This window comes from Fulvivirga sp. M361 (genome assembly GCF_007097395.1).
Taxonomy (GTDB): domain Bacteria; phylum Bacteroidota; class Bacteroidia; order Cytophagales; family Cyclobacteriaceae; genus Fulvivirga.
In genome coordinates this window covers 45,938-58,246 of sequence record NZ_VKDC01000037.1, presented here as the reverse complement: position 1 = coordinate 58,246, position 12,309 = coordinate 45,938, and the positions used below count along the sequence as shown (strand labels likewise).

8 protein-coding genes are annotated in these 12,309 nt (G+C 41.4%); all 8 read left to right on the top strand.

The features are described from left to right. Positions 1 to 1,580: thioesterase domain-containing protein (locus tag FNH22_RS26320; protein ID WP_143401501.1), on the top strand; the 1,580-nt coding region annotated here is incomplete at its 5' end. A gap of 5 nt (positions 1,581 to 1,585) precedes the next feature. Next, entirely contained in the window at positions 1,586 to 4,678 is a 3,093-nt protein-coding gene (locus tag FNH22_RS26315; protein ID WP_143401500.1) for a cyclic peptide export ABC transporter, read from the top strand. A gap of 381 nt (positions 4,679 to 5,059) precedes the next feature. Beyond that, positions 5,060 to 6,496: a glycoside hydrolase family 47 protein gene (locus FNH22_RS26310; protein WP_143401499.1), complete on the top strand. Its 1,437-nt coding sequence runs from the start codon at positions 5,060 to 5,062 to the stop codon at positions 6,494 to 6,496. 16 nt (positions 6,497 to 6,512) lie between these two features. After that, positions 6,513 to 7,895: a sugar porter family MFS transporter gene (locus tag FNH22_RS26305; protein ID WP_143401498.1), complete on the top strand. Its 1,383-nt coding sequence runs from the start codon at positions 6,513 to 6,515 to the stop codon at positions 7,893 to 7,895. 1 nt (position 7,896) lies between these two features. After that, positions 7,897 to 8,673, top strand: a complete 777-nt coding sequence (locus FNH22_RS26300) for an SDR family NAD(P)-dependent oxidoreductase (protein WP_143401497.1) — start codon at positions 7,897 to 7,899, stop codon at positions 8,671 to 8,673. Positions 8,674 to 8,723: 50 nt separating this feature from the next. Further along, positions 8,724 to 9,938 (top strand): CaiB/BaiF CoA-transferase family protein, encoded by a 1,215-nt coding sequence (locus FNH22_RS26295; protein ID WP_143401496.1) that lies wholly within the window; start codon positions 8,724 to 8,726, stop codon positions 9,936 to 9,938. A 16-nt stretch (positions 9,939 to 9,954) separates the two neighbouring features. After that, complete coding sequence (locus tag FNH22_RS26290; RefSeq protein ID WP_143401495.1) at positions 9,955 to 10,734, top strand: enoyl-CoA hydratase/isomerase family protein; 780 nt, start codon at positions 9,955 to 9,957, stop codon at positions 10,732 to 10,734. Then, a complete protein-coding gene (locus FNH22_RS26285; RefSeq protein ID WP_143401494.1) occupies positions 10,731 to 11,888 on the top strand; it encodes an ABC transporter substrate-binding protein in 1,158 nt (385 codons plus the stop codon). The genes FNH22_RS26290 and FNH22_RS26285 overlap by 4 nt, the downstream gene beginning before the upstream one ends. Positions 11,889 to 12,309: the final 421 nt, after the last annotated feature.

Genomic DNA, 12,309 nt, shown 5'->3' with positions numbered 1-12,309 from the left:
CCTGCCTGGCAAAAGGCTACCTTCACAATGCAGCATTGACGGCGGAGCGTTTTCTTCCTGACCCGTTTTTTGAAGGGGAAAAGATGTATCGTACGGGTGACCTGGTGAAATGGCGTCCCGATGGCAACCTGGAGTTTTTGGGGCGGTGTGATGACCAGGTCAAGATCCGGGGTTTCCGCATAGAGCTGGGGGAAATTACCCAGCAACTGGCGAGCCATCCCTCATTGCACGAGGTAAGTGTAGTTACCCGCGAGATCCAGGATGAGTTACAACTGGTGGCTTATTATCTTTCTGATGAGCAGCAGGATGAAAATAATTTGAAGGAGTATCTGAAGAGTCGTTTGCCAGACTATATGGTCCCGGTGGCGTACGTTCATCTGGCAGAAATGCCTTTGACGGCAAGCGGTAAACTCAATCGTAAGGCGCTTCCGGCACCTGATCTGACACTTACATCCTCTTATACTCCTGCAGGAAATGAGCTGGAAGAACAGTTGGTCCATATCTGGTCGGAAGTATTGAAGTTGGATCGGGAACAGATCAGCGTAACCCAAAGTTTTTTTGAGTTAGGCGGGCACTCACTTAGAGCGACAGCCATGGTGAACAAAGTGTCCAGACAATTAAACTTCGACGTTCCTCTTGCTACCATTTTTCAATATCCCACCATTCATGGGTTCAGTCAGCAACTATCAAAATTTGAAAAGTACAGAGATGACTTTGATGAGTTTACCATATTACTGAAAAGGGCTAAATCAATGAAGAATCTTTTTATTATTCATGATGGTAGTGGAGAATTATATGGATATCGTGAACTGACGTCACTAATAGACGATATCAATATATGGGGCTTAAAATATCCCGCTGCTAATAAACTTGCCCCGGAATCTCCTGGCCTGTCTGAGATGGCATCAACTTATATCGCACGAATGAAAAAAGTGCAACCCAACGGACCTTATACTCTGCTGGGCTGGAGTCTTGGTGGCGTGCTAGGTATAGAAATAGTTAAACAGTTAGAATTGGATGGAGATAAAGTAGATGTTTTGATAGCTATCGACAGTTATCTGCCAGCGGATGAGGAAAATATGCATTTTTCTATCGCATCAGAAAAAAGCCTGTTACAAAACCATTTGAGTTTAGCGATGGATGATAAAGAATACAAAAATATGGAAGAGTTGTGGAAGCAGGCTATGGCAGAGCTGTATGAAAATCATGTTACAACGGAAGAATTAAGAAAACGACTTCCTGATGAAGTTCTGGTGATGCTCCCGGAAACCGAATACGAGGACCTGACAGGTTTCGTTAAACAAGTCAATGTGATCCGAAGTCTGGGTTCCGTGAAAAGGCCATCGCCTTCCTTTAAACTTGACGCACAATTGGTTTACCTCGGAGTGGATGGATCGAACGACGAAGTGGATTCGCTAAATCAATTCTTTACAAAGAAAGTGCTTCATGAAACCCTGGACGGAGATCATTTCAGTATTATGAAACTACCACATGTACTTCAGGTGGTAAATAAATTGCTACTTTTCCTTTCCCCGGACGCCAGTGAAAACCAAATGGAACCAACATTACCTTCACTATAAAATATATGAAATCCACCCCGTTCAGTTTGCTTGTAAAGTCTCTGATTATAGCATTGCCGCTGTTGTTCTATAACTTTTTTTCTTTTTCAAAAGAAGTTACAACCATACCAGGTTGGGATAAAATGGAGGCGAAGGTTAAAACACTGATGTATGAAGGAGACATTCCTGGCTTAAGCCTGGTTTTAATCGATGGGAAACATACATACATCAAAAGCTATGGATTTAAAGATGTTGAAAGTACCAGATCAGTTACCTCTAAAACGTTGTTTGAACTGGGGTCGTGTAGTAAGGCCTTTACCGCATTGGCAACTATGCATTTGGTAACAACAACAAACGCATCCTTAGATGATAGCGTTTCAAAGTATATTCCCTGGCTTACATTTAGATATAATGGTAAGGGTGTTGCCGTTTCTATCAGGCAGTTACTCCATCATACCAGCGGTATTCCCTGGAATACTATTGCAAAAATTCCTGAAACAGATGCCTCTGATGCGTTGGAGCAAACTGTTAGGAGATTACAAGCACAGGAACTTAATCATATTCCGGGGCAAGAATTTGAGTATGCTACCATTAACTATGATGTATTAGCCTTAATCATCCAAACAGTAGCAAAGCAACCCTTTGAATCATATTTGCAAGCTAATATATTAGACCCGCTGGATCTTCGATACACTTCGATAGGAAGTCCAAAAAATAGAGCACTTATGTCAGAAGGGCATAAGATAGGCTTTTTCACTGCACGTCAGTATCAGGCCCCCATATACAGGGGTAACAATGCTGCCGGCTATGTGATATCCAATGCCGAAGACATGGCTAAATGGCTGCAAATTCAGATGGGGCTATATGAAAAGGGAAACTTTCACCATTTGATCCGGAAGACTCATCAAAGAGATGAATCTGTTACGTTACATGGCTTGTCCTCTTATGCTGCGGGTTGGGAAGTGTCACTGAATGGAACGGGTGAGATTTACCACGCTGGCCTGAATCCAAATTTTACTTCACACATAAATTTTAGACCCGGACCGAAGTTGGGTGTAGCCGTATTAGCCAATGCTAATAGTACGTATACATCTGAGATTGCAAATGTATTGATGAATTACCTGGCTAAGAAAGAAGAAACTTCCAATGGCTCAGACCCGGCAGACAATATAGATCGAACGTACTCTATTTTCTCTATAGCAGTAGTTCTTTATAGCCTTATTGTTATCGCCTTACTGATCCACATTATTATCGGAGCAATTCGGGGACAAAGGAATTTTGAAGCCTTTAATAGGCATAAGATAAAAAGCTTCCTTTTGGCATTGGTAAATCTGGCGCCTTTTATCTTTGGGCTTTACATCCTGCCTCGGGCTTTGGCAGGTTTTACATGGGTGGCCATGCTGGTATGGTCACCGATGAGTTTTGAAATACTCCTGTATAGCATCGCAGGAGCTGTAGCTCTAAGTTACCTGACGTATTTGATCAGTTTACTTTATGTAGAAGCTAATGAGTATAAACGAATAGCCCCACAGGTTATATTGTTTAGTATTTTATCAGGACTGGCGAATGTTGTTATTATTGTGATGGTGACTTCATCGTTACAGACCGCAGTTGAACTGAAGTACCTGACATTCTATTATCTTTTAATATTAGGAATCTACCTTTTTGGACGGCGATTCGTTCAGGTTAAGTTGATCCGATTTGCTCGTGGACTTGTATTTGATCTACGTGTTAAGATGATCGAAAAAATCTTTTCAACTTCCTATCAAAAATTTGAAAAGATTAGCAGGGGCCGGGTCTATACCGTTTTGAATGATGATATTAACACTATAGGAGAATCTACGAATATTGTCATGTTATTGATAACAAGTGTAATTACAGCATTAGGTGCCTTCGTTTACCTCGCTTCTATTGCTTTTTGGGCAACAGCATTGACAGTGCTGTTGATTATCATCTTAGCAGTGGTATATGCAGTAGTAGCACAAAGAACGGAACAGTATTTTGAAAAAGCCCGCGATGAACGTACCACATTTATGCAGTTGGTAAGTGGCATGGTTGATGGCTACAAAGAGATCAGTCTAAGGCATAATAAGAAATTGCAATACAAGGATGATGTTTCCCAAAGTGCCGACAGGTATAGGCAAAAGTCCTCAACCGCAGACGTAAGTTTTGTCAATGCATTTTTAGTTGCTGAGTCATTATTAGTGGTGTTACTGGGAGCGGTGGCATTTGGTATGCCGGAAGTATTTCCTACTATAAAGTCGTATAGCTTGATGAGTTTTGTCATCGTATTACTCTATCTGATAGGTCCTATAAACGGTATATTGACTTCTGTGCCTTCTATCATGAATTTAAGAGTATCATGGAATCGCATACAGCAGTTTTTGGCAGAAATACCAGCTAACCTCGATTTACAGAAAGTAACGGAACCAGTTATTCCTCATATTAAATCCTTTACCATGAAAGGTGTAAAATATGAATATGAAAACAAAAACGGTGAACGACACTTTTCTATTGGTCCGATTGATTTTGAGGCTAAGGCAGGTGAGATCATATTTATTGTGGGAGGTAACGGTAGTGGTAAAACCACATTGGCTAAAATTATTACAGGATTATACGAGGTTCAGGAAGGCACTATCCGTATAAATGATAAACCACAAAAAAATGCTGCGTTAGGCGAGTATTTTTCTGCTGTATTTAGCCCGCCTTACGTTTTTGAAAAGCTCTACGACATCAACCTCATAGAAAAAAAAGACGCGTTGCTCAGCTATTTGAAACTCCTCGATCTGGATCAAAAGGTGACCATAAAAGGAAATAGATATAGTACTGTGAACCTGTCTACCGGTCAAAGAAAGCGATTGGCATTGTTACAATGCTACCTGGAAGATGCCCCCATTTTTCTGTTTGATGAATGGGCGGCCGATCAAGATCCGGAATATCGTGTATTTTTCTATAACACATTGTTACCAGAAATGAAGCGAACAGGTAAAATAGTGTTAGCAATAACACATGATGATCATTATTTTCATTTGGCGGACAGGGTCTTGAAAATGAATAATGGGAAGCTTGAAAAATATATAGCAAAAGACCAGCCTCTAAAACACGAACTGATAAAATAGGTACAGCATCTTTTCCTTCGGCTTTTAAAAAATAACTTAGGGATTTTCCTTATATCTCCCCATGTAGACCTTGCGCAAGAATAATTTTCTTTGCTAACATGACTCTATATGCTTTTATATTAAAACAATGAGTCTATTATTTATGTGGTGTCAGATTTATTTCAGGGTTTATAGATCTATACATTTGTGATGTCGCAATACCATAATAAATATGCACTTAATGGTATAATAAGGTCGTATAATCAATAGCTATTACTCATAACTTTACTGAAGTCTTAATCAAGGGATATTCAATCGGTTTCAGTTGAGATCAGGTCAATGAATGATCGTCGTTCGAAATAACACCTTGAACAATTTTATGCTTTTACAAAGAACAATCACATGAAAATAGGCTATAGTCTAATCGTTATTATCACTTTTCTTCTTGCTTGCCAATCATCTTCCGAGAAGCAAAAAGAAAAAACAGAAGGAATGGATAATGTTAAAACCAGGGAAGAACTTGCTCAACAGGTTAAGGAGGAAACGCTTCGTTCCTGGAAAGGTTATAAGCAACATGCCTGGGGATATGATGTTTTATTGCCTCTTTCTAAAAAAGGGTTTAACTGGTATGATGAGACCCTGGGTATATCGCCATACGATGCTTACAGTACGTTGAAAGTGATGGGTTTTGATGAAGAAGCCCATGAGATTGAACAATACGCGCTCAAAGAAAATTGGGATAAAGACGTCTATGTGCAGGTTTTTGAAGTTAACATCCGGATCCTCGGTGGGCTGTTAGCTATGTATGAATATACCAGGAATCCGAATATCCTGGAAAAAGTGAGGGATTTTGGAGACCGGATCTTACCCGCTTTTGATTCGCCTACGGGTATCCCTTATCACTCTATAAACCTACACACAGGCAAAACAGCCGGCAACAAAGGGGAAGGTAAGGGGGATATCATCAACGTGGCCCAGGCCGCTACCTATTTATTCGAATTTGGTATACTGAGTTATTACACAGAAGACCCCAAATACTATCAGGCTGCTAAGAGGGCTACGAAGGCAATTTTTGAGAGAAAATCCGAAATAGGTCTTCCCGGTGAACATATCAATGTCGAGACAGGCGAGTGGATCGGCACGCAATGGCACCACCTGCAGGCTGGAGTGGATGCCTATTACGAGTATATGTACAAAAGCTGGATGATCTTTCCTGACCCTGAGATCAGGGAGATTTGGGATTATAGCAGTGCAAAGATCAATGAATACCTATTGGACGAGTACGAAGGACGTGCATACTACACCATTGTTGACATGCACACCGGAGAAATATTAAAAAGGTCGGTGTCATTGTATGATGCATTTTTCCCTGCTATTCAGGCGGTAAGTGGGCAGATTGATGCTGCAGAAAAAAATCAGCAGACCTGGGATTGGTTATGGGACAAATATGGGTTGCTTCCTACCCGCTATCATTATGGAGCGGACACCGTAGAATATGCCAACTCCGAATTGAATCCCGAGATTATTGAATCTGCTTATTACTTACATCAGATCACCGGAAAAGCTGAATACCTTGATATGATCACAAAATACTGGGTGGACATCAATACGTGTTGTAGAAGTGAAGTGGCGTATCATTCCATAAAAGATGTCCGGACCATGGAAGAGAATGATTATCTGGCGACATATTTTTTTGCTGAAACATTGAAATATTTTTACATCGCTTTTGCAGGGAAAGATATATTTGACTTCGATCAGCATGTTTTCAATACTGAGGCACATACTTTTAGAAAAGATAGCTTTGATCCTGAATTAGCTAAAACCAGGTTAGGCTACTAATCAAAAACGAATATTGATGAAAAGCGGATATGTCACCAGACTAGCTGTAATAGCATCCCTTGGGGGTTTCCTTTTTGGGTATGATACAGCAGTTATTTCCGGAACTATTGGTTTTGTTACCGGGCAATTTACATTAGATACCGTTCTTGAGGGCTGGTATGTGAGTTCAGCGTTGGTAGGGACTATTGCAGGTGTTTTGGTTGCCGGGATACTTAGCGATCGGTTTGGAAGGAAAGAAGTACTCATACTGTCAGGATTGTTCTTTGGACTTTCTGCTTTGGGATGTATGTTATCAGCAAACTTTAACCAATTGGTTATTTATCGATTGATTGGTGGGGTAGGTGTTGGAATAGCCTCGATGTTATCTCCGTTATATATCTCCGAGATAGCTCCTGCCGGTAAGCGAGGCAGATTAGTAGCGCTTTATCAATTTGCTATTACGATAGGTATTCTCTTTGCCTATTTTTCAAATGCCTACTTGTTGGGCCTGTCACAATCTGAGGCTTTAGCAGGGAATACCGGGTTGATCAATAAAATTGTGGTAGCGGAAGTATGGAGAGCTATGCTGGGCAGTGAAACTTTACCGGCTCTGACCTTTCTTGTACTGCTTTTTACCGTTCCTAAGAGCCCTCGATGGTTAATGATGAATGGACAAAAAGAAATGGCCCGGAAGGTTTTATTGAGATTTGTAGACCCGGAAGAAGCAGAAAAGGAAATAAATGATATAGAAACTAATTTAACTAAGGAGTCCGGCGGATTGAAAATGGCCTTCTCAGGTGGTTTTAAAGTGGCTATGATCATGGGGATAGCCTTTGCTTTTTTGACCCAGGTAAGTGGTATTAATGCCATTATATATTATGGGCCAAAGATCCTGGAAGAGGCAGGTTTGCAGATAGGAGAAGCTTTGGGCGGACAGGTTATTATTGGCATTGTCAATGTATTATTTACCCTTATCGCTATTTGGAAAATAGACAGTCTGGGAAGGAAAACACTACTCCTTACGGGGGTTATAGGTATTATCTCTTCATTGATCATTGTAGGCGCGCTCTTCTACTTTGAAATAACGAATACTTATCTCTTGATGGTTTTTATTCTGGCTTTCATTGCTTGTTTTGCATTCTCTTACGGACCGGTGATTTGGGTATTACTATCTGAGATATATCCTTTAAGAATAAGAGGTATTGCTATGTCCATAGCTACAATGGCATTATGGGTGGGCACTGCGTTCGTGGGTCAAATGACCCCATGGTTTTTAGAGAACCTTAAAGCCCATGGAACTTTTTGGTTTTTTGCTGCCTGCACACTTCCCGCGGTCTATCTCACCCTTAAGGTAATACCTGAGACCAAAGGCAAAACACTGGAAGAAATTGAAAATTACTGGTTATCTAAAAGATCCTGATATGAGACGGCTAAAAGATAAAATTGCTGTTGTTACCGGTGCCGCTGAGGGTATCGGACTTGCTATTAGTCAGATGTTTGCATTAGAAGGTTGCAAAGTGGCTATGTGCGACATAAATCTATCAAAATGTGAGACTGAGTCTTCTTTGATCAATAAAAAAGGGGGTGAGACGATCCCGTTTGAATGTTCGGTGGATAATAGCTCTCAAATGGAAAATGTAGTGAAAGCTGTTATGAATAGTTTCAAACAAATTGATGTGTTAGTCAATAATGCTGCTATTGCCGTGCAAGGAAATATTGTTGAAATGCCGGAAGAAGATTGGGATACATTGATGAACGTAAACCTTAAAGGTGTATTCATAGGGATAAAGACAGTGTTACCCCACATGCTTAAAAAACGATCGGGAAGTATAATATCCTTGTCATCGTTACAGGCATCACGAAGCTGGAATGACTGGACAGCCTATGCCGCGGCGAAGGGAGGTATAAATGCGATGACAGTCCAGTTAGCGGGGCAGTTTGGCAATCAAAACGTACGCTTCAATACCATTTCTCCGGGAGCGATCAATACTCCTATGAATGAAAGAAGGCAAAAAGAGGAAGGAGAAAGTTTTTTGAAAGCCAGTATTGATCAAGCAGCTATGCTAAGGTTGGGCACTACCGAAGAGGTGGCGCAGACCGCTGTTTTTCTGGCCTCTGACGAGTCTAGGTTCATTACAGGTGAAGATATCAAAGTAGATGGAGGACTGTCTGCTTTACCCAGATACATAGAAAATTGAAATAGAAAAGCGTGAGCTTTATGCGGTAACATTTAAAATGAATTAGTAGAATGAAATATGCGCTGGAAGGCATCAAGGTATTAGATTTTTCTCAACTATTACAAGGACCTTATGCCACTCAAATGTTAGGAGATATGGGAGCTGATGTGATCAAAGTCGAGCGGAATGGCACGGGTGATATCTATCGGCAAATGACTTTTTTTAATGAATGGATTGCAGGCGATGAGTCCCCTTGTTTTATGGCATGGAACCGTAACAAGCGTTCACTTGCCGTTGATATGAAATCGGACAAAGGCAAAGAGATCATCTATAAGCTGGCAGAAGAAGCGGATATCGTCTTGGAAAATTTCCGACCCGGAGTGGTGGACCGATTAGGCTATGGCTATGAAGACATCAGGAAGATCAATCCATCCATTATTTATTGTTCTGCCAGTGGCTGGGGAGATGACGGACCTTATCTTACCCGTCCGGGCCAGGACCTGTTGGTACAAAGTGTGAGCGGGGCTATCATGACCAGCGGTAAAAAATCAGACGGGCCTGTTGCCATTGGTACTGCCCTATGCGATCAGGTAAATGCATTAAACTCAGTATACGCTATTCTTGCGGCACTATATTATCGTGAGAAAACAGGTAAAGGCCAACTGATTAAAACTAACCTGTTGTCTTCTGCCATTGCTTTTCAGATGCAGGATTATTTTACAATTCAAAATTTAGGTACGTCCTTTCAGAGGCCAGAGTCAAAAATTGGTCATCCGGGAAATGGAGCCCCGTTCGGTATGTATGAAACCAAAGACGGGTTCCTGACCATTGCGATGAGCCCGTGGCCTAAATTGGTTGAAGCATTGGGAGATGAAACACTGATGCAATACAATGACCCCCAGGTTCTCTTTGATGATCGGGATAAAATTCACGGTATTATAGAGGCTATAACAGTGACAAAAACAACAAAAGAATGGTTGGACATCATGCTGGAGCTGGACCTGTGGGTGGCAAAAGTGAATGCGCAAGGTGAGGTGGAAAAAGATCCACAGGTCCGCTTCAACAACACATTTGTAGAAATAGAACACCCAAAAGCAGGTAAGCTGAAGGTAACAAACGTCCCGTTCACCATGAGTGAAACACCGGGGAGCATTCGCAGGCCTTCACCCATGACCGGTGAACATGGTCCTGAAATTCTGGAAGAACTGGGCTATACCAGGGAAGAGATCAAATCATTTATTGATAGTAATGTGATGAGTGTTGAGAAAGCGACCAAACGCGAATAATCAGGCATAGAAAAATATGGAATTTGAATTTATTGAATACGTTGTAGCAGATAGGGTAGGGCTGATTAAATTCAATCGTCCTGACCAGCTTAACGCCATGAATCGTCAAATGATGCATGAGATTATCCAGGCATTGGGACTCGTGAACGTTGCAGCTAGTGAAGATGTGGCAGTGTGTGTGATTACAGGTAACGGGAAGGCTTTTATGGCCGGTGCGGATATTAAGGAGTATGCTCAACAAACGAAAGAGCAATTTGAAGCCTTTCAGACTAAAGGACGTTCATTATATGCTGCTATAGAAGGAAATACAAAACCTATAATCGCTGCGATCAACGGTTATGCGTTCGGCGGGGGCTTTGAAATAGCTTTATCATGCGATATGATCCTGGCACGACAATATGCTAAAATGGGGCTGCCGGAGATCAATTTAAACCTGATTCCCGGAGGTGGCGGTACACAACGGCTAGCTAAAAAACTAGGAACCAATATTACGAATGAACTCATCATGACAGGCCGCACGGTAACGGCTGAGGAAATGTATGAACATGGGATAATTAATCATATCTATTCAAAGGAGGAATTTGAAAGTAAGACAAAAGAGTTTGTCAGAGAATTGACGGGTAAGCCGGCAGATAGACTGGAAGTGATAAAACAACTCACCCAACTAGGAGTGGGAGGCGTAGACTTGTCCGCCTTATGTATTGAAAATGCCTCACTTAGCCGTTTTTACCAATCCAGGGAAGGGCAGACCAAAGTGCAGGAATTCTATCAAAACAGCCTGAAGAAGAAAACATGAATGATATAACCCTGAAAGGGATCACATGGGACCATCCCCGGGGATATGAACCGCTGGTGGCCTCATCAAATAAATATTATGAGATTACGGGAATCAAAGTAAACTGGGAGATACGCTCTTTAAAAGACTTTGGAGATCAGTCCCTGGTAGATTTGGCTCGAAAATTTGATCTATTGATCAACGATCACCCCCACTCCGGGGTTGCCGCTCAATCAAGGTGTGTTCTGGCACTGGAGGAATACGTAGACCCACATACTTTTACTCATTTACAACTTCAGTCTGCCGGGCCAAGTTTTGAAAGCTATCATTATCAAGGCCACCAGTGGGCATTACCGATTGATGCAGCTTTCCAAAGTGCATGTTACAGGCCTGACCTGATGGATGTACCGGTTCCAACCGGTTGGCAGGATGTTTTCGATCTGGCGGACAGACTAAAACGAAAAAACAAGTTCGTAGGTATGGCGTTATGCCCTACAGATTGCCTTTGCACCTTTCTTTCATTAACCGCCCAGTTTGGCGCACCAATCCGCGATGCTTCCGAATTAGTGAATTTGAAAACAGGTACGGAAGTGCTGGAATTAATGCGAAGAATGCGTGAGGAATTCTATGCTGAAAGCCTGAATTGGAATCCTATCCAATTGTATGATCATATGGCTGAACATGATGAGATAGTATACACTCCTTTAGCGTTCAATTATACCAATTATTCTCGTGAGGGTTTCCGTAAAAATAGTTTGGTTTATTCAAATGCCCCGGGAATTACGTCGGTATTAGGTGGGGCAGGGATTGCGGTATCTTCAACCTGTAAAAATAAACAAGAGGCTGCTGATTTTGCTTCCTGGATCTGTAGTAAACATGTTCAGAAAGGCATCTATACACAGGCGCAGGGACAACCCGGAAACATCAAAGCATGGGAAGATCCTCTGGCCAATAGCTTAACCTCTGACTTTTTTATCAATACAAGAAATAGTCTCGATCATGCCTATGTCCGACCCCGTTTCTTAAACTGGCCTGTGTTTCAGGAATATCTGGGCAATACAATACACAGGTTATTAAAGGAAGAAGAGGATATTCCTTCCACGCTCTATCATCTTAACGATGCTTATGAGGAGATAAAGCACCGTGTTGGCAGAAGTAAAAAAGCCTTTTTTTGATAAAGAAGAGATCTTTGAATAATTTTTTATGAAAATTCATATCGGAGGTTAAACTCACTTAGATATCGTTCGGGTTTCCGTGTGACAACTATTAATGAGGCCTCCTTCCGGGATGGATTATGACCCAACCTCAACTACTCGTAGGTCTAGCCTGGCGATCCTAAGATCTAGAACCGTATAGCGCGTCCGCCCGGTTGAATTTAAGAGAGGACAATTTTATGGTAGGTAGTAAAGTAGGGATTTTGTGTTCTGAAAATCAGACAGTTACAAAAATGTAAATATCCTTTTGTTTCTATTAACACCACATTTTTCATTTATCCAAGCAATTCTTTGGCTTCAATTTTCAATGAAAAGCCTTAAGGCTGCCATCTTCTCTCTAATATATATACTTTATATTTGACTGGTAGTACCATCTAATGGG

Coding starts and splice junctions, on each gene's coding strand:
- FNH22_RS26315 (WP_143401500.1), top strand. CDS start 1,586: ATGAAATCCACCCCGTTCAGTTTGCTTGTAAAGTCTCTGATTATAGCA.
- FNH22_RS26310 (WP_143401499.1), top strand. CDS start 5,060: ATGAAAATAGGCTATAGTCTAATCGTTATTATCACTTTTCTTCTTGCT.
- FNH22_RS26305 (WP_143401498.1), top strand. CDS start 6,513: ATGAAAAGCGGATATGTCACCAGACTAGCTGTAATAGCATCCCTTGGG.
- FNH22_RS26300 (WP_143401497.1), top strand. CDS start 7,897: ATGAGACGGCTAAAAGATAAAATTGCTGTTGTTACCGGTGCCGCTGAG.
- FNH22_RS26295 (WP_143401496.1), top strand. CDS start 8,724: ATGAAATATGCGCTGGAAGGCATCAAGGTATTAGATTTTTCTCAACTA.
- FNH22_RS26290 (WP_143401495.1), top strand. CDS start 9,955: ATGGAATTTGAATTTATTGAATACGTTGTAGCAGATAGGGTAGGGCTG.
- FNH22_RS26285 (WP_143401494.1), top strand. CDS start 10,731: ATGAATGATATAACCCTGAAAGGGATCACATGGGACCATCCCCGGGGA.